This is a genomic window from Mariprofundus sp. KV (genome assembly GCF_013387475.1).
Taxonomy (GTDB): Bacteria; Pseudomonadota; Zetaproteobacteria; order Mariprofundales; family Mariprofundaceae; genus Mariprofundus.
Genome location: NZ_VWNB01000006.1, coordinates 104,085 through 122,238 on the forward strand (window position 1 = coordinate 104,085; position 18,154 = coordinate 122,238).

20 protein-coding genes are annotated in these 18,154 nt (G+C 54.5%); 10 read left to right on the forward strand and 10 right to left on the reverse strand.

Translation table 11 applies throughout. The features are described 5' to 3' along the window. The first annotated feature begins 118 nt into the window (after positions 1 to 118). Both F3F93_RS06380 and nspC read left to right on the forward strand, forming a co-directional pair. Entirely contained in the window at positions 119 to 1,333 is a 1,215-nt protein-coding gene (locus F3F93_RS06380; RefSeq protein WP_176958409.1) for a saccharopine dehydrogenase family protein, read from the forward strand. Positions 1,334 to 1,468: 135 nt separating this feature from the next. Further along, positions 1,469 to 2,602: a carboxynorspermidine decarboxylase gene (nspC, locus tag F3F93_RS06385; RefSeq protein WP_176958333.1), complete on the forward strand. Its 1,134-nt coding sequence runs from the start codon at positions 1,469 to 1,471 to the stop codon at positions 2,600 to 2,602. Here nspC and F3F93_RS12740 read toward each other — a convergent pair whose 3' ends face one another. Together F3F93_RS12740 and F3F93_RS06395 are read right to left on the reverse strand one after the other, a co-directional pair. Continuing rightward, on the reverse strand, positions 2,603 to 2,884 hold the full coding sequence (locus F3F93_RS12740) for a type II toxin-antitoxin system RelE/ParE family toxin (RefSeq protein WP_176958334.1): 282 nt from the start codon (positions 2,882 to 2,884) through the stop codon (positions 2,603 to 2,605). Beyond that, positions 2,881 to 3,108 carry an addiction module protein gene (locus F3F93_RS06395; RefSeq protein WP_176958335.1) on the reverse strand — a complete coding sequence of 76 codons (228 nt, stop codon included), beginning with the start codon at positions 3,106 to 3,108 and terminating at the stop codon, positions 2,881 to 2,883. The genes F3F93_RS12740 and F3F93_RS06395 overlap by 4 nt, the downstream gene beginning before the upstream one ends. Positions 3,109 to 3,483: 375 nt before the next feature. Here F3F93_RS06395 and F3F93_RS06400 point away from each other — a divergent pair, with 375 nt between their 5' ends. Beyond that, positions 3,484 to 4,350: a GGDEF domain-containing protein gene (locus tag F3F93_RS06400; RefSeq protein WP_176958336.1), complete on the forward strand. Its 867-nt coding sequence runs from the start codon at positions 3,484 to 3,486 to the stop codon at positions 4,348 to 4,350. Positions 4,351 to 4,358: 8 nt separating this feature from the next. On the opposite strand, the gene F3F93_RS06405 is transcribed toward F3F93_RS06400, so the two are convergent. After that, positions 4,359 to 5,018, reverse strand: a complete 660-nt coding sequence (locus F3F93_RS06405; RefSeq protein ID WP_241697021.1) for a class I SAM-dependent methyltransferase — start codon at positions 5,016 to 5,018, stop codon at positions 4,359 to 4,361. Between the two features lie 86 nt (positions 5,019 to 5,104). On the opposite strand from F3F93_RS06405, the gene F3F93_RS06410 reads away from it, so the two are divergent. The 7 genes from F3F93_RS06410 (at position 5,105) to F3F93_RS06440 (ending at position 12,015) form a co-directional block, all read left to right on the forward strand. Then, on the forward strand, positions 5,105 to 5,485 hold the full coding sequence (locus tag F3F93_RS06410) for a hypothetical protein (RefSeq protein WP_176958337.1): 381 nt from the start codon (positions 5,105 to 5,107) through the stop codon (positions 5,483 to 5,485). A gap of 80 nt (positions 5,486 to 5,565) precedes the next feature. Continuing rightward, a complete protein-coding gene (locus F3F93_RS06415; RefSeq protein ID WP_176958338.1) occupies positions 5,566 to 6,603 on the forward strand; it encodes a coproporphyrinogen III oxidase in 1,038 nt (345 codons plus the stop codon). 90 nt (positions 6,604 to 6,693) lie between these two features. Continuing rightward, positions 6,694 to 7,614 carry a phosphogluconate dehydrogenase (NAD(+)-dependent, decarboxylating) gene (gene gnd, locus F3F93_RS06420; protein WP_176958339.1) on the forward strand — a complete coding sequence of 307 codons (921 nt, stop codon included), beginning with the start codon at positions 6,694 to 6,696 and terminating at the stop codon, positions 7,612 to 7,614. After that, the gene (gene zwf, locus F3F93_RS06425; protein WP_176958340.1) at positions 7,611 to 9,131 is read left to right on the forward strand and encodes a glucose-6-phosphate dehydrogenase; all 1,521 of its coding nucleotides are present in this window, start codon (positions 7,611 to 7,613) and stop codon (positions 9,129 to 9,131) included. Before gnd ends, zwf begins: the two co-directional genes overlap by 4 nt. Then, on the forward strand, positions 9,109 to 9,816 hold the full coding sequence (gene pgl, locus F3F93_RS06430) for a 6-phosphogluconolactonase (protein WP_176958341.1): 708 nt from the start codon (positions 9,109 to 9,111) through the stop codon (positions 9,814 to 9,816). The genes zwf and pgl overlap by 23 nt, the downstream gene beginning before the upstream one ends. Before the next feature lie 344 nt (positions 9,817 to 10,160). Further along, on the forward strand, positions 10,161 to 10,865 hold the full coding sequence (locus tag F3F93_RS06435; protein ID WP_176958342.1) for a glycerophosphodiester phosphodiesterase family protein: 705 nt from the start codon (positions 10,161 to 10,163) through the stop codon (positions 10,863 to 10,865). After that, positions 10,858 to 12,015 (forward strand): glycerol-3-phosphate dehydrogenase/oxidase, encoded by a 1,158-nt coding sequence (locus F3F93_RS06440; RefSeq protein ID WP_176958343.1) that lies wholly within the window; start codon positions 10,858 to 10,860, stop codon positions 12,013 to 12,015. The genes F3F93_RS06435 and F3F93_RS06440 overlap by 8 nt, the downstream gene beginning before the upstream one ends. A gap of 45 nt (positions 12,016 to 12,060) precedes the next feature. Here the strand turns inward: F3F93_RS06440 and F3F93_RS06445 are convergent, their stop codons facing one another. The 7 genes from F3F93_RS06445 to rpsP all read right to left on the reverse strand — a co-directional run bounded on the left by F3F93_RS06445 (position 12,061) and on the right by rpsP (position 17,992). Continuing rightward, positions 12,061 to 12,654 carry a hypothetical protein gene (locus tag F3F93_RS06445; RefSeq protein ID WP_176958344.1) on the reverse strand — a complete coding sequence of 198 codons (594 nt, stop codon included), beginning with the start codon at positions 12,652 to 12,654 and terminating at the stop codon, positions 12,061 to 12,063. A gap of 254 nt (positions 12,655 to 12,908) precedes the next feature. Continuing rightward, positions 12,909 to 13,115 (reverse strand): (2Fe-2S) ferredoxin domain-containing protein, encoded by a 207-nt coding sequence (locus F3F93_RS06450; protein WP_176958345.1) that lies wholly within the window; start codon positions 13,113 to 13,115, stop codon positions 12,909 to 12,911. A 5-nt stretch (positions 13,116 to 13,120) separates the two neighbouring features. After that, positions 13,121 to 14,401, reverse strand: a complete 1,281-nt coding sequence (locus F3F93_RS06455; protein WP_176958346.1) for a DEAD/DEAH box helicase — start codon at positions 14,399 to 14,401, stop codon at positions 13,121 to 13,123. Positions 14,402 to 14,586: 185 nt separating this feature from the next. Continuing rightward, positions 14,587 to 16,506, reverse strand: coding sequence for a biosynthetic arginine decarboxylase (gene speA, locus F3F93_RS06460; protein ID WP_176958347.1), 1,920 nt, complete (start codon positions 16,504 to 16,506; stop codon positions 14,587 to 14,589). After that, positions 16,496 to 17,182, reverse strand: a complete 687-nt coding sequence (gene trmD / locus F3F93_RS06465) for a tRNA (guanosine(37)-N1)-methyltransferase TrmD (RefSeq protein ID WP_176958348.1) — start codon at positions 17,180 to 17,182, stop codon at positions 16,496 to 16,498. The genes speA and trmD overlap by 11 nt, the downstream gene beginning before the upstream one ends. Continuing rightward, positions 17,161 to 17,712, reverse strand: a complete 552-nt coding sequence (rimM, locus tag F3F93_RS06470) for a ribosome maturation factor RimM (RefSeq protein ID WP_176958349.1) — start codon at positions 17,710 to 17,712, stop codon at positions 17,161 to 17,163. Before rimM ends, trmD begins: the two co-directional genes overlap by 22 nt. A 40-nt stretch (positions 17,713 to 17,752) precedes the next feature. Further along, positions 17,753 to 17,992, reverse strand: coding sequence for a 30S ribosomal protein S16 (gene rpsP / locus F3F93_RS06475; RefSeq protein WP_176958350.1), 240 nt, complete (start codon positions 17,990 to 17,992; stop codon positions 17,753 to 17,755). Between the last annotated feature and the right edge of the window lie 162 nt (positions 17,993 to 18,154).

Genomic DNA, 18,154 nt, shown 5'->3' on the forward strand with positions numbered 1-18,154 from the left:
CGCCATGATAATCGTATAATTCACTCCCGCATAGATGCAGACTAGTCGCAGGCCGCTTGCGGTATTAGATTACTCAGCCGCCAGCAAGGCGAAAACATTTCAGATGAAGGTCTCTATTATGAAAAAGGTTCTGATTATCGGTGCAGGTGGCGTCGGCCGCGTGGTGGCTCATAAATGTGCTCAGAATGAGGATGTCTTCTCCGACATCTGTCTGGCCAGCCGCACCCAGTCCAAATGTGACCAGATTGCTCTGGAGGTGCGTGAGAAGACCGGCCGCACCATCCAGACCGCAGCGGTGGATGCCGATAATGTGCCTGAGCTGGTTGCGCTGATCAAACAGGTACAACCGTTTATGATTATCAATGTGGCCCTGCCCTATCAGGATCTGACCATTATGGATGCCTGCCTGGAGACCGGCGTTCACTATCTCGATACCGCCAACTATGAACCGCTGGATGAGGCGAAGTTCGAGTACAGCTGGCAGTGGGCCTACCGCGAGCGTTTTGAAAAAGCGGGACTGATGGCGCTGCTCGGCTCCGGCTTTGATCCGGGTGTCACCAATGTCTTCTCCGCCTATATGCAGAAGCACCATTTCGATACGATGGATTATGTCGATATCCTCGACTGCAACGGTGGCGATCACGGTTACGCTTTTGCCACCAACTTCAATCCTGAGATCAATATCCGCGAAGTGAGCAGCAATGGCCGCTACTTCGAGAATGGCGAGTGGATTGAGACCAGACCGATGCAGTATAAAAAGCAGTTTGATTTTGATCAGGTGGGCCCGAAGAACATGTACCTGCTCTACCATGAGGAGATGGAGTCGCTCGCCATCAACCTCAAAGGTGTCAAACGCATGCGTTTCTGGATGACCTTCGGTGATGCTTATCTCAAGCATCTGGAGGTGTTCCGCAATATCGGTCTGGATTCGATTGAGCCGATCATGTTTGAAGGGCGCGAGATCGTGCCGATCCAGTTCCTCAAAGCGCTGCTGCCCGATCCGGCGTCTCTCGGCCCGCGCACGGTTGGCAAAACCAATATCGGCGTCATCGTCAAAGGCTTCAAAGATGGCAAACCGGCATCGCGTTATATCTATAACATCTGTGATCATCAGGAGTGTTATAAGGAGACCAATGCGCAGGCTGTCTCCTACACCACCGGTGTGCCTGCCATGATCGGTGCGATGATGATGTGTCAGGGCAACTGGATGAAGGCCGGCGTCTATAATATGGAGGAGTTTGATCCCGATCCATTCATGGCTGCTCTCAACGAGCATGGCCTGCCGTGGACCGATATCGAAACCGACATCGATGTCGATGCGCTACCTGAATGAGCAGTCAAAACCCACCACTAAGACACGAAAGCACAAAGTTTTCAAATAAACAAGACAAGGCTGCATTCTGTCCAGGACATTCATATCACTTGGGTTTTCTTTGTGTCTCTGTGCCTTTGTGGTTAAGGGTTTAAGATGAGTTTTGATATCGAACAGATCCCCTCCCCCTGTTATCTGCTGGAGGAGGAGAAGCTGATCGCCAACCTCGAGATCATTAAGCGGGTACAGGCGGAGTCCGGTGCCAGGGTAATTCTGGCGCTGAAAGGTTTTTCCATGTGGTCGACCTTTGATCTGGTAAAACAGTATCTGCCCGGCTGTACGGCCAGCTCCCTCTATGAGTTGAAGCTGGCCGATGAGAAGTTCGGGCGTGAAAACCATATCTACTCTGCTGCCTATCGCGAAGATGAGTTTGCCGAGATCTGCCAGCTTGCCGGTCATATCGTCTTCAATTCGGTTAATCAGTGGAACCGGTTCAGCAGACAGGCCATTGATGCTGGTGTCTCCTGTGGCATCCGTGTGAATCCGGGTATCGCCGAGGTAGAGACTGATCTCTATAACCCCTGCTTTTCAGGCTCCCGCCTTGGCGTACGCCCTGAGCATCTGAAGGGGGCATCACTCTCCGGCATTGAGGGGATGCATGCGCATGCGCTGTGCGAAAACATGGCCGACTCCTCGATTGCCCTGATCGATGCCTTTGAAGAGAAGTTTGCCGATTACATCCCGTGGCTGAAATGGGTCAATTTCGGCGGCGGTCATCTGATGACCCACGCCGACTACGATGTGGATAAGCTGATTGAGCGCATCAAAACCTTCAAAGCCAAATGGAACAAGCAGGTCTATCTCGAACCCGGAGGTGCCATCGCCTGGCGCACCGGCCCGCTGATTACATCCGTACTCGATATTGTACCCACCGATGGTCTGGATGTGGTGATTCTCGATATCTCCGCCACAGCACACATGCCCGACGTGCTGGAGATGCCCTATCGCCCCACCATCACCGATGCCGGAGCAGCAGGAGAGAAACCCCACACCTATCGTCTGGGCGGCACCTCCTGCCTTGCCGGTGATGTGATTGGAGACTACGCATTTGATGCGCCGCTTGAGATTGGCAGCCGTCTGGTCTTTGAAGATATGATCCACTATACGATGGTGAAAACCACGATGTTCAACGGTGTCCGCCATCCCGATATCGGCATCTGGCACACAGATGAGACATTCGAACTGGTACGCCGTTTTACCTATGAAGATTTCCGCGACCGCCTCTCCTGATCAGGGCCTTCTGTCGGGGTCTCGTCGGTTATCAAATACAGCATGCACGACAAGCGCTTGCTGCTCGATGCTATAAAATATTGAAAAAGGGAATCGTCTGATCACGCGTCCGCGAATATCGCCATAGAGAATGCGAAATTTCGCCGGGTTTTCTAATATGGAATGGATGCTGTTTTCAACGCAATCCAAGAACTCAAATCCAAGTCCACGCCTTTGTCTTTCGTACCAGATAAACGCCAGTTCCAGATCTCGTCTGGCTCTACTGGTATAGCGCAGTTTCACTTGTAGCTGGCTCTTAGTTCCTCATGAACTGATTGCCAATCGTGCAGCTCCTGCTCACCGTCCTTGAATGACTGATAACGTTTGTCTAGCTCCTGCTTCTGCCACTCCGGCATCGGAAGTTCATCATTACCCTTGGCAATCGAGTCCCAGATATCTTCCACAAGCAGCAACTTATCCGACAACGCCAAAGCACTAATCTCGTCTCGAATCTCTTCAGCCCGCATAAACACACCTCGTTACTGAAGCAGTATAGGCTGATAGGGATGAGATGAACAACAGTTACTGATTTTGAAACTGCTAAGCAGAGCGCCGCATATAGATGGTGAAATCATCAGTCAGGTAATCACTGCGCAGCTGTCAATCAGGTGTGATGGTTCTGCAAAACTCCATGATCTCGTCCGGTTCAAAAGCAATCAGTTGACCAACCAGCGAGGCATCAAACCCTTGGCTATCGGGCATATTAAACGACACACCTTTGCGACATAGCTTAGGAGACCGCCATAACCACCCATAGGATTAGCGCTTATGTTTATCGGCATCCGCCTTGCTATAATGGGCGGGTGATTTTAAATCCGGGCAAAAACCTACAAATTCCGACCTTGATTCAGCGCTCTCTTAGGGTACGAATCGCGCTCATTCTGCTTGCCGCATTCTCAATCGGAGCAGCAGCTCTGATTCTCCTTATTGATGGCCGGAATCAAACGCTCATCACGCTCTTTATTCTTCTGCTTGTGATACTCACTATCTGGCTCTGCCTGCATCGGCTGGTGATCAGCCCGATCCTTCGCTTACAAAAACTGGCACGCAAAATTGGCACTGATGAAGACCGCAGTGAGGTGGAGTTCTCTCCACGTCGCGATGAGATCGGCAGCATTGGCACCACCCTTCTGGCCACTGAAAAAGAGAGTGAGCGACAGCGTCAGGAGCTCCTTGCGCTGGCCAACAGAATGGATAAAGAGCGCAGGCATGACCCGCTCACCAAACTCCACAACCGTCGCCATCTCTATCTGGAAGGCCCAAAGCAGTTCTCCATGGCTCACCGCTTAAACTACGCCATCTCGGTGATGATGATTGATCTGGATCATTTTAAGCAGGTAAACGACAGCTACGGCCATGCTGCAGGTGACACCGTACTGATCGAGGTTGCTGCAACCCTTCTAAAACATTGCCGCACCTACGATATTCTTATCCGCTTCGGCGGTGAAGAGTTCACACTGGTGCTGGTGAACTGTGACCATGCACAGTCACTACAGGCGGCTGAACGCATACGCCAAGATATCGCCTCCCTTAAGATATCCCACGAACAGCACACCTCAATTCCCATCACCAGCAGCATTGGCGTTTGCAGCGCTAAAGGCATGGACATGGAGAGGATGATTATCATTGCTGATGAGTGTGTGTATAAGGCCAAGGAGTCCGGCCGCAACTGTGTTCGTCATGCCGAAATTGCTACACAACCGGATTAATTGAAATTTTAGACGCGGCGCATGTAGATGGTGAAATCATCGGTCAGGTAATCACTGCGCAGCTGACAATCAGGTGTAATCGTTGTGCAGAACTCCATGATCTCGTCCGGTTCAAAAGCAATCAGCTGGCCAACCAGCGAGGCATCAAGCCCCAGACTGTCGAGCATATTAAACGCCACACCCTTGCGACATAACCTGAACATGCGCGTTATCACGCGCCTTGCATAATCACCGTTATCACCCAGATCCCAGTTCAATGTCCCTGAGAGAAAGACCCAATCAAAGGATTGCAGCGGCCAGTCGAAATCAAAGATCTCACCCTGCAGCAGATTCAGTTCCGGATTAAGTTCAATGGCTCTGCCCAGAATATCGGGCGAGAGATCAATGCCGGTATACGCCACGGCGACATCACGCCCTTTCAGCCAGCTGTAGAGATCAGCAAATCCACAACCGACATCGAGCAATGAATCCCCGCCAGACACTCCAATCTCAGCCAGCACTTTGAAGCGGACTTTCTGCGTCCCGCGCGAACCCCAGTGGAGTGACTCAGGAGAGTAACCAAACTCAGAGTAACTATGCTCATGCCGCTGGATCAGCCGCCTCCGCTGCACCCCATCCATCCCCTGGTAGACCTCACTTTCCCCATAGGGTACAAATATCCGCCTCATGGCCGCCACTCTATGCTGCGTTATGAAAGGAAGGTAGCCGCTTCATTTTACTTCACATTTCACGTTACAAAACAGATCATGCAGCCATGAAACAGCGCATACGATTGGCTACTCACAGCTCTCCATTGGCACTAAAATATGCCCAAAAAGTTGCTACGAACATCAAAGCAATTAATCCGCATATTCAGGTGGAGATGGTTAGGGTATCAACCAAGTCAGACACCTACTACTATGAATCACCATCAGAGATCGGCGGAAAATGCCTCTATCTAAACGAAGTTATTCAGGCGGTTCGCGATGGCCATGCCGATATCGCATCGCATGTCATTGAGGAGACCCCGCACAGCAAAATCGACTGGCCCAGAGGCTGGCTCAGCGTCAAGTGTAAAGAGGATGAAGGCGAAACCATTCACGTCTTCGCTGGGCCAAAACAGATCCCCGAAAGGTTCTGGAGAAGTAAGACCTGATCCAAGTCTGGTATCCCCATTGTTGAAGCAGAAGGGCATCACCTCCATAGTTCAGCCCCATTCTACACAGAGGTAATTTGATGAAACGAATTCCAGCAAAATCGACAAGTGCGACAAAAGGGCATGAACTGGTTTCATCACTGCAGAGCCGATTTGTGGCCGGGCTTGAGAAACTGGCAGGTGAACTTGGCAGTGCGCAGCGCTTCTCACCTGTGGAGTGGTTCCGCGATGAGGGCGTGCATGGCGGTGGTATCCGCTATGAGACGGCCGATGGTGATCTCTTTGGTCGCGGATCAGTCAATGTGTCGCAGGTGCATTATGATGATAACCCGCAGAAGAAACTGGGTTCGGCCTCGGCGATCTCCACCATCATCCATCCGGTCAATGCGCTGGCGCCTTCGGTACACATCCATATCAGCTGGACCGAGATGAAGGATGGCAGCGGCTACTGGCGCATGATGGCCGATCTGAATCCATCCAATGATAATGTGGCAGACAAGAACACCTTCCTGAGTGCCCTGCAAGAGGCTGCTCCAACGCAGTTTGCAGAGGCAGAGCAGCAGGGGGATCGCTACTTCTATATTCCGGCCCTGAACCGTCATCGCGGCATCGCCCACTTCTATCTGGAGAACTACGCTACCGACAATGCCGAAGCTGATTACCAGCTGGCCAGAGCTGTCGGTGAAGCGGCCATCGACACCTATCTCGATATTCTCGGTAGAACATTGAAGAGCGGAGCGGTGGCAACAGATGCCGAGAAAGCGGCACAGCTCGCCTACCACACCCTCTACCTCTTCCAGGTACTAACACTCGATCGCGGCACCACCACAGGCCTTCTGGTACACGATCAGAACGATGTCGGCATCATGGGATCGATCCCTGCTTATGTGGATCGTGACCTGCTCAGATCATGGGTGGATCGTATGCAGCCGCCTCAGCATCAGCTGCTCAATGCGCTGGTTGCAGCCCTGCCCGATAGCACTCCGGCACTGGTGGATACCGAAGTAAAACGCAGGCTCGCTGCTGTGGTACGTAACCACTACCGCGCCCATCCTGAGGCGATCGATATGCAGGCCAGCGGCAACACCGTTCCGCCAACGGTAAGAAACCATAGTTAATATCAGGTGATCTAACCCGCCATAGCCTCTGGCATCAGCCACAAAAAAGGCAGATGATAGCGCTGCAAACCGCAGGCAAAAGGAGTGAATATGCAACTGGCAATGGTGGGAATGGGCCGCATGGGCGGCAATATGGCGACACGACTGGCACTGGCCGGTCATCGTGTCACTGCATTCGATATTGATCTCAAGACAGCAGAGGCCGTTGCAGCCGGCCACCATGAGATCACTCCGGTAGCCGACTTTGCAACACTGATCTCTACCCTGCCTGCGCCGCGCAGTATCTGGCTGATGGTGCCGCATCAGGTTGTTGATACAACGATCACAGCACTTCTCGAGGCCGGGCTTGAGGCGGGCGATCTGATTATCGATGGCGGCAACTCCAACTACAAAGAGGGGCAACAGCGAGCCGCCATGCTTGAGGAGCATGGCATCGGTTTTGCCGACTGCGGCACCTCCGGTGGCGTCTGGGGACTGAAGAACGGTTATAGCCTGATGATCGGCGGCAGTGATGCGGCCATTGCACGCATCGCACCGGCATTGACTGCACTGGCCGCCAACAGTGGTAAAGGCTGGGCGCATGTCGGCCCTGTTGGAGCAGGCCACTTCGTCAAGATGGTCCACAACGGCATTGAGTACGGCATGATGCAGGCCTTCGCTGAAGGCTTTGAGCTGATGCAGGCTAAATCAGAGTTCGATCTTGATATGCAGCAGATCGCCCAGGTCTGGCAGAAGGGCTCGGTGGTGAGTTCATGGCTGCTCGATCTGACAGCCGATGCACTGCAGCAGGATGGTGATCTCAGCAGCCTCTCCGACTGGATGGATGACTCCGGCGAAGGGCGCTGGACGGTCAACGAGTCGATCGACCTCGGCATTCCGACACCGGTGCTGACACTGGCGCTGCAGATGCGCTTTCGCAGCCGCCAGGAGAACGCCTTTGCAGGCAAAGTTGTTAATGCCATGCGCGCCGGATTCGGCGGCCACCCTATCAAACCGGCAGAGAAATCATGAGCAGCGCATCAGTTCCACAACCTGAGCCCTGCAACATTGTTATCTTCGGTGCCTCCGGGGATCTGACCAAACGCAAACTGCTGCCTGCACTGGCACGCATGCACCACTGGAATCTGATTGCCCCGAACTCACGCATCACAGGTATCGTACGTAATCATGAGTGGGATATTGATCACTGGCGCAGCTATGTGCATGAGGCGCTGCAGCAGTTTCGCCCCGACTGCCTGAGTGATGCATCAGCCTGGCAATCGATCAACGACATGCTGGCACTGACGGTTGGTGATCTCTCCGATGCCCAGACCTATGAACGGCTGCGCGAAACCCTGATCAGCGCCGATGGTAAAACCAATGTCCTCTTCTACCTCGCCATTCCTCCTGAGTGGTATGAGCGCGTCGCCTCCAACCTCAATGCGGCAGGACTACTGGATGAGAGCAACGGCTTTCGCCGCATCGTCATCGAGAAACCGTTCGGCAGCGATCTCGCCTCGGCCCGTGAACTCAACCGCACGCTGCGCGAACATATGAAAGAGCGGCAGATCTACCGTATCGACCACTACCTAGGCAAAGAGGGGGTACAGAATCTGATGGTGTTCCGTTTCGCCAACACCGTGTTTGAGCCGCTCTGGAACCGCAACTACATCGATCATGTGCAGATCTCCGTATCCGAGAGTCTGGGGGTGGAGTATCGGGCCGGATATTATGAGAAAGCCGGTGCACTGGTTGATATGATTCAGAGCCATCTGATTCAGGTGATGACACTGGTGGCGATGGAGTCGCCGGTCTCTCTCGATGGTGATGCCGTACGTGATGAGAAGGTGAAGGTGCTCAAGGCGGTACGCCCGATTCCGGCTGACCGGGTCAGTGAATTTGCCGTCCGTGCCCAGTACGCTGGCGGTACGGTTGAAGGCAAACGTATCCCGGCCTACCGCGATGAGCCCGGCGTCGATCCCGACTCCACGATTGAGACCTTTGCCGCCATCAAACTCTATATCGATAACTGGCGCTGGCAGGATGTGCCGTTCCTGCTGCGCACCGGTAAGCGACTGCCCAACCGTGTCTCTGAGATCGCCATACGCTTTAAACGGCCACCGATGAATCTCTTCTCCCAGAGTAGTCGTCAGCTGCCACAAAATGAGCTTATCTTCCGCCTGCATCCCGATGAGGGGATGGTCTATCTGCTCAATGCCAAGCTTCCCGGCCTCAACGACCAGCTGCGTGAGCTGGCACTGGATGCCCCCTATGCCGTGGCCGGTGCCGACTCTCCGGAGGCCTATGAGACACTGCTGCACGATGCCCTGCTCGGCCAGAATGCGCTCTTCTCCCGCGCCGATGAGGTTGAGGAGTCCTGGCGCATCGTCACCCCGGTGATGGATGCCTGGAAGCAGAAACAGAGCATCCGCTTCTATGAGGCGGGCAGCTGGGATATCCCTGAAATCGAAACCATGATGCAGGGGTGTGTGGGCTGCTGGCGCGATCTCTCGGAGCTGCACCAGCATGGATATTCGAAAAGCGCCTGATCCGGGCGCGCTTGCCCGGCAGGCGGCTGCATATATTGCCGCCCGAATCACGGCGGTATTAAATCAGCGTGAGCTCTGCCATCTGGCACTGGCTGGCGGCAACACCCCCGGAGCCACCTATGCCCTGCTGCACGATATGGCGCTGCCGTGGTCACGTCTGCACTTCTGGTTTGGTGATGAGCGCTGCCTGCCGAGCGGCGATGCGCAACGTAACGACACGATGGTCAAAGCGGTGCTGCTGGCAGGTCTGCCGCTCTCAGCCTCGCAACTGCATAATATTGCGGCAGAACTCGGCCCGGAAGCCGCTGCCCGGCAATACTCTCAAGCGCTGAGTCACATCGAGCGACTGGATATTGTGCTGCTCGGACTTGGTGAAGATGGTCATACCGCCAGCCTCTTTCCTGACAACCCGGCTCTGGCCATGCAGACCCGGGCAGTCGCTGTTCACCATGCCCCCAAACCACCATCGCAGCGGGTTTCACTGAGCATGAAGAGCATCAGAGATGCCGGTGAACGTGTTGTCATAGCGGCAGGCGAGGATAAGCGCGAGGCTCTGGCTCGTATCCTTGCCGGTGAAAAGCTGCCAGCCGCTATGGTTGGTTCGGCAATATGGTTCGTTGATGAGGCAGCTATTGCCGGTCTGTGCAGCGACGCTGTTATTCAGGAGCGGCCGGAAAACGGGTAGAGGCAACGCTGCAAGCGGCATCGCCTGCTTTGGCACTGTTTATGCTCATAGATTATTACTAGTTCGTTGCACCGGCGTGGTGGTTATTAACTCTGGGCCGATGCCTACTGAACGGGAGCTTACAGATCCAGATTGTGTGCATCCCCGAACCGGGATACCTGATATCGGATTGCGGCACCCACCTTTTGCGAGGGTTCAGTATTAAGGTCATCACGCCGTGCAACGACAAAGAGTCCTCCGAAGGCCTGCCGCCCCCCCCTCCCCCGGCAGGCCTTTTCGTCTCCACACCACTGCTACAGAGCAACAGGCCGGTGAGATGGCACTATCTGTGCTTTAATAGTGGTATGCAGATGCTGGAGAATATTCCGACTACCAAGCTGGTCGCCCACCGTGGTGACCGCGCCGGTGGTATTGAGAACACACTGGCCGCTTTTGAATATGCGGCAGCCCGTGGCGCTCGCTATGCCGAGTGTGATATCCAGTTCACCCGCGATCTGGTTGCCGTGGTCATCCATGACAACCGGCTTGAACGGCTCTGCAACCGTCCTGATGTGAAGGTGGTGCAGACGGAGCTGGCAGATCTGCAACAGATCTGCAGCGACCATTTCAAACTCTGTGATCTGAGTGAACTGCTCAGCTGGCTGCAGAAGGTGCCGCAGCTGACCCTGTTTATCGAGATCAAACCTCCCATCCGGCGCAGACTCACCGCCAGAGCCATCGCCAGACGACTGGCCGACCAGATTCCCGCCCCACTGTTGCAACAGGTTGTGCTGATCAGTCAGAACGCCGATATCATCGATGCCTGCAACAACCATATCGGCTGCCGCACCGGCTGGGTTGCCGAAAGCCCTCGTCAACCATCCACCGCATTCGATTACATCTTCATGTCCAGCCAGCAGAGCAACACGATCTCAAGCTGGCAGGCTCGTGGCATCAGGGTGGGGCTCTACACCGTCAATGATTTAAGCCAGGCGCGCGCACTGCTGGCAGCCGGTGCAGACCTGATTGAAACCGACCAATTCAGCTGTTTGGCAGAGACCCGTGGCTGATTACGATGTGCTGATTATCGGTGCCGGCATCTACGGCTGCGGTGCGGCTCAGGCGGCGGCTGCCAGCGGTTACACAACCCGCATCATTGAGAAGAACCGTATCGCCTCGGGCACCAGTAGTCAGTCTACCAAGCTTATCCATGGCGGTCTGCGCTATCTGGAGCAGGCCAACCTGAAGCTGGTCTATGAGGCACTGGCCGAGCGGGAGCATCTGCTCAGGCTGGCGCCTGAGCTGGTCAGCCGCGAGTGGTTCTATATTCCGGTCTATGAGGATAGCAGACGCCCGGTCTGGATGATCCGCGCCGGGCTGCTGCTCTACTGGCTGCTCTCCGCTGGTCGCTCCCGCTTCAGACAGATTCCCCGCCAGCAGTGGAGCGAGCTTCTTCCTGGACTTAATCAGGCGCGATTAAAAGCCGTGCTGGCCTATGAGGATGCTGCCACAGATGATGCCGCGCTCACCCTGGCAGTAGCCGAATCGGCAAAACAGTTCGGCTGTGAAATCTCCGAATCGACCTCTCTGCAGCGGGCAACTTATGATGGTTCCTGCTGGCATCTGAAACTCAGCAGTGGTGAGATGATCAGCGCACGGATTCTGATCAATGCGACAGGAGCCTGGATCAACAGGCTCGGCAACAGAATTAAACCGGCCCCGCCCCGGCAGGCGATGCATCTGGTGCAGGGCAGCCATCTGATGCTTAATCGGCACTGCCCCGGTTTTATCTACAGCGAATCTGTGGATGGCAGGGTGATGTTCTTCCGCCCCTGGCAGGGCAAGACACTGGCAGGTACCACCGAAACCCCCTATAGCGATGACCCCGCCAGGATCAAACCGACAGGTGAGGAGATCGCCTCTATTCTGGCCAGCTACAACCACTACTTCCCGCAAATGCAGTGCAAAAAAAGTGATATCATCGGAACCTACTGCGGCCTGCGTGTTCTACCTGAGAGTGAGGGCGGAGCCTTTGCTGCCAGCCGCGAAACGATACTGCGCTGTGACAATGAGAAACAGCCGACCTATATCGCCATATACGGCGGCAAACTGACCACCTATCGACGGGAGTCGGCGAGAGTGGTCAAGCTGATCGGCAGAACTGTGCCACCACCCCATCTGGCCGATACCAGGAAGATTCCGTTAACCAGAAGTGAATAACCCTGCCTCTGCACCGCTCTTCTGCCATCTTATGACCGCATCGGCCTATGCCGGATCAAGCCTCTCAAGCTTGCGCAACTCAATCGGCATCGCCCTGATCTTTTCATAGACTCGCCGGTTGCGACGGATCGGCCACCAGTCGTAGAGGTATATCTGGATCGGCCGCCACATCGCCACCCAGCCACAGATCATCAGCCCCTCTTCGACAATATCGCGCATTAACCCTGCCTGCAGCGCCGTCGTGAGCAGTTCGCGTGCAAAGAGACAGCCGAAGAGAAAGAGCAGGCCGATCATCAGCGAAGTGCGCCCCTGCAGCAGCATAAAGCGCAGGTTCATATCGGCATGGTGGGCACGGTAATCGAAATAGTTTGCAATCGCTTCAGGGATCGAAGCGGCATCTTGACACTCATCTTCAGGCAGATAGATCACCAGCTTCAGCGCCACTGCCAGTGGAAAATCCATCACGGTATCGACAATGTAGTTCTCGGCATCACTATCCAGATCCTTCTCAATAAAAGGCGCCGGATCGAGTGAATTAAACAGTTGCCTGGCCTGGCTCAACCGGAGTTCAACCAGATAGTGCTCATCCTCACGGCTGTAGTGGGCAGCAAGGCGTCGCGTGGTAGAGAAGAGACGCATCGGCGCTACCTTGAACAGAGCAAGGCTAAAGGTTGAGTGTGAACGAAAAGCGTAGTCATGACTGATAACCTCACCTGCATGATCACTTCACAGGATAACCCACAGACAGCGGCTCTGCCAACTCCTGCGACAGGCAGGCCTGTGCAGAGCAGAATATCCAAGCTCATCGCCGGATTTTCTACCAACATTAAAAAGGCCCGCAGGGTAAGCTGCGAGCCTGTTCATATTCAGCCTGAGAGGAGAGCGAAAAAGCCTTACAGCTTCTCGATCACCTTCTCCATGGTTGCCTTATGTATAAAACGATCGCCCACCCGGATAGCAGGCGCATGCGGACAGAGGCTCTGGCAATCCAGATCCTCCACCTCATGACCCATTTTTCTCAGCTCCTCTGCCATATCCCTGCCACCGAAATCACTGCAGCGGGGGCCATAACAGACTCCGATCACAGATTTACAGCTCATCAGAATCAATCCTTCTTGGCTGCCGCCCGCTCATTTCTGCCGGGACGACGGCCACGCGTGCTATGCGGCTTGCGTGGTGAACTCGGGTCATGCCTGCGGTGATCAGGCCTTCTGCGCTGCTGCTGTTTCGGCAGCTCGGTCGACTCGTTCTCACCCGGCTCAAATCCCGGAATAACCACTTTCGGAATCGACTTTTTAATCAGCTTCTCAATATCAGCCAGCAGCTTCTTCTCATCTGCTGAAACCAGCGACAGCGACTCACCTGAGTTGCCGGCACGGCCGGTACGGCCAATGCGGTGCACATAATCCTCAGAGACATTAGGCAGCTCAAAGTTCACCACATGCGGCAGCTGATCAATATCAAGGCCACGGGCAGCAATATCGGTTGCCACCAGCACACGGATGTCGCCGGCTTTAAAGGCGGCCAGTGCTTTGGTACGGGCCGTCTGGCTCTTGTTACCGTGAATCGCTGCAGCCTGAATACCATCACTCTCCAGCTGTGTGGTCAGTTTATTGGCACCATGCTTGGTTTTGGTGAAGACCAGCACCTGCTGCCAGTCACCCTCTTTAATCAGGTGCGCCAGCAGGAATCGCTTCTTGGCTTTGCTTACCGGATGCACCACCTGAGTGACCTGATGGGCCGTCTCGTTACGAGCCACCTCAACAAACACAGGGTCATGTAAAAAGCCGCTTGCCAGCTGTTTGATCTCGCTGGAGAAGGTCGCTGAGAAGAGCAGGTTCTGACGCCTGTTCGGCAGCAGCTTGAGCACCTTGCGGATATCGTGGATAAAACCCATATCGAGCATGCGGTCAGCCTCATCAAGCACAAAAAACTCAACATGGCTGAGATCGCATTTACGCTGACCGATCAGATCCAGCAGGCGACCGGGTGTCGCAACAAGGATATCAACACCGCGCTGCAGCTTCTGAATCTGGGGATTGATGCCAACACCGCCGAAGACAACGGTGGAGCGCAGCGTGAGATGTTTGCCGTAAGTAGCGATACTCTCGCCCACCTGCGCAGCAAGCTCTCGTGTCGGGGTAAGTACCAGAGCGCGAATCGGACGCCTGTTGTGGCGTTCGGGGTGCGCCTTCTGCATCAGCTGCAGCATAGGCAGGGTAAAACCTGCGGTTTTGCCGGTGCCGGTCTGTGCGCCTGCAAGAATATCGTGGCCCGCAAGCACAACCGGGATCGATTTTTCCTGTACCGGTGTTGGCGTGGTATAGCCCTCTTCACGCACAGCGCGAAGCAGTTCGGCTGAAAGGCCGAGGTCGTCAAATGTCATCTGTTTCTAATTCCGTGGCACCCGAAGCTGTAACTCACTGAAAGTGTTGGGTACCTGTTTTATTTTCCGAATCGCCGACCATCAGTGACTGGTCGGGCAGATGAAGCAGAGAGTGTCCCCGCTTCAGGAGCGCCTCACCCTGCGTATTACCCAACAAAGTACAATCTTATTTTTATTACGATCTTTTAATATCCGCTGACAGAAGGAGGCAGCTGCTCCTCCAGATAGGTGTAACCGGCCAGCCCCTCTTTGTAGAAGCGCAGGAAGACACTCGACTCGGCAGCGCTCAGGCGTCCTTCGCTGCGCGCCTGTGTGAGCTGGCGGCGCATGCGATCAATCAGCACCTTCTCATTGAACTGCACATAATCGAGCACTTCAGCCACGCTTTCGCCCTCTACAATCTGCTCCAGCTCATAGTGATCACCATCCATGCGCACATGCACCGCATGGGTATCACCAAAGAGATTATGCAGATCCCCGAGAATCTCCTGATAGGCACCGGTCAGAAAGACACCGATAAGGTAGTCATCACCGTTATGCATCGGATGCAGCGGCAGCGTTTCTGAGTGGCCGCCCTCCAGTGCAAAGTTCTGAATCTTGCCATCGGAATCACAGGTGATATCGACCAGAATGCTCTGCCGGTCAGGCTCTTCGTCGAGGCGGTGAATCGGCACCACAGGAAAGAGCTGATCAATCGCCCAGGAGTCTGGCAGTGACTGGAACAGTGAGAAGTTGCAGAAATAGCGATCTGCCATCTGGGTGCGAATACCCGGAATCAGCTCGTCAACCTCATCATCGTCAAGCTTATCAATCAGCACGGTTAACATGTGCCAGTAGAGCTCATCTGCCTGTGCCCGTTCGGCCAGAGAACAGTGACCCAGCACGAAGAGCCTGTTCACATCCTCACGCAGGGAGACCACATCATGTAATGCTTCACGCGCTTCGATCTTGTCAAAGTCGACATAGGTATTCCAGAGTTGGCGCAGCTGCATTGGCGCCTCATCATCCGGCTCATGCTCAGGCAGACGACTACTACGCTTGGTTACACCCAGCACATCGATCACCATCACCGCATGGTGGGCCACCAGTGCCCGTCCCGATTCAGAGATGATGTGCGGATGCGGCAGCTCCTCATCATCACAGACCGCCTTCAGCGACCAGACAATATCGTTGGCATACTCCTGCAGTGAGTAATCCACCGAGGTGTGGGTGCCGGAGATCGAGCCATCATAGTTTACGCCCAGACCACCACCGACATCCATGAACTCAATCGGGGCCCCCAGCTTGCGCAGCTCAACATAGAAACGCGCCGCCTCCTGCATCGCCTGCTTGATACGACGTATACGCGGCACCTGTGAGCCGATATGGAAATGCAACAGACGCAGGGCATCCAGTTTGCCCGCCTCTTTCAGCTTGCTGACCACCTCAACCAGCTCTGACGCAGCCAGACCGAACTTGGAGCGGTCACCACCGGAATCTTCCCACTTGCCCTGACTGGTTGCAGCCAGACGGCAACGCAGGCCGATCAACGGCTCAACATTAAGGCGCCTGGATGCTTCGAGAATCATATCCAGCTCGTTGGACTTCTCGACCACGATAAATACCTGCTTACCCATCTTGCGACCTATCATGGCCAGCTCGATAAACTCGCGATCCTTGTAACCGTTGCAGACAATCAACCCTTCAACATCTTCAAGCATGGCCAGTGTAGCGTGCAGCTCAGGCTTGGATCCGGCCTCAAGTCCCCAGTTAAACTCGGAACCGAACTCGATGATCTCTTCTACCACCTGACGCTGCTGATTCACCTTGATCGGATAGACACCGTAGTAGCGTCCCTCATAACCGGACTCTTCGCGTGCGATTGTAAAACGCTGATGAATCTGGGACATGCGCTGCTTGAGGATGTCGGAAAAGCGCAGCAACAGCGGTGGATAGAGGTCGCGCTTGGCCAGCTCATCACAGAGCTGCTTCAGATCAACCTGATGCTCACCATCGGGAATCGCCACCATATGGCCGGCATCGTTGATGCCGAAAAAACCGTTGCCCCAACCCTCAACCTGATAAAGTTCAGCTGCGCGTTCGGTGCTCCACTCACTATTGGCCATGCTCAGACTCCTCATCACGACGTTTACTGCTGCGCAGATTTGCCTGCTCATAACGCCACGCCTCTATTTTGGCATGGTTACCGGAGAGTAACACATCGGGAACCTGCTTACCCTCGAACACTTCAGGACGGGTATAGTGCGGCCAGTCGAGTATGCCCTCCTCACTAAAGGAGTCGAGCACCGCAGATTCCGGGCTACCCAACACCTCAGGCAAAAGACGAATCACCGCATCAAGCAGGCAGATGGCCGCTGGTTCTCCACCGGAGAGCACATAATCACCAAGTGAAATCTCTTCATCGACATAGTCACAGATGCGCTCATCAAAACCTTCGTAACGTCCACAGAGCAGGGTAATACCGGCTTTTTCAGTAAACTCCAGCGCTTTGGCCTGCGTGAAACGGCTACCTGAGGGGGTGAGCATCACCACATGGGTATCGGGGTGACGCAAGCGCGCTTCGCGAATCGAGGCCACCACGGGTTCAGGTTTCATCAGCATACCCGGACCACCACCATAGGGGGTATCATCAACCCGGCTGTGTTTATCAGTGGCAAAATCACGAATCTGGATGGTATCGACCTGCACAAGGCCAGATGCTATCGCCCGTTTGGGGATCGAGCAGGCCAGCGGTGAATCAAAAAATTCAGGAAAGAGGGTCAGGATCTGGGCGTGAAACATACGTCCATCCCATCCGGAAGATCGACAACAATAATGCCCTCTTCGAGATCAACTTCGACAATAGTCTCTTCAATAAACGGTATCAGCCATTCACCCTGAACTTCAGCATCTTCAGGGGTACGAATCAGCAGATTATCCTGCGCACCATACTCCTCAAGTGCCTCGACAGTGCCGAGCAGCGCTTCACTACCCTCGCACAGCACCTCGCAGCCGATCAGGTCTTCCCAGAGGAACTCATCCTCATCAACCTCGACTTCAGAGGTCGGAACCCAGACTTTCAGCCCTTTAAAGCGCTCTGCACTATTGCAGTCACTGATACCATCGACTTCAGCCAGCATACGTTTACCGTGCTGCCAGCAGCGTTTAATCTCATAAGATTTTGCCGACTCCGCAGTTTTTCCCAGCCACCAACAAGAATACCCGGCGACCGCGTTAGCGGGCCGGGTATGCGAGAACACGATCAGCGTACCCTTGAGACCATGTGTCCCTAGAATATCGCCAACGTGCAGATATGATGAATCGAGCGCCATCAACCAAAGCCCTCAGTCAGGCTTCGTTGATCGGAATCAATTAAGCTGACGCTTTGGCGATCAGGCTGGCTACACGGTCAGAAACCTGTGCGCCCTGATCAGTCCATGCTTTCACACGGTCCAGGTCGAGCTTGATCACTTCAGGATCAGTACATGGATCAAAATAGCCAAGCTTCTCGATGAATGCACCATCGCGACGCTTACGCTCGTCCATGACTACTACAGAATAAAATGGGCGCTTCTTGCGTCCACCGCGGCTCAAACGAATAACAGTTGCCATCTATGTAAAACCTCCAAAAAACAGGCGGCGCACTATAGTCGGGTCAGGGGGCAGGGGCAAGGAGTCAGATGCATTTATTTTCAGCGATTCAATTTCCTCTGTCAGCAATAGGGATAATGGGAATCCAGATCCAACACCATCTACTCATCTTATCTGTTTTCC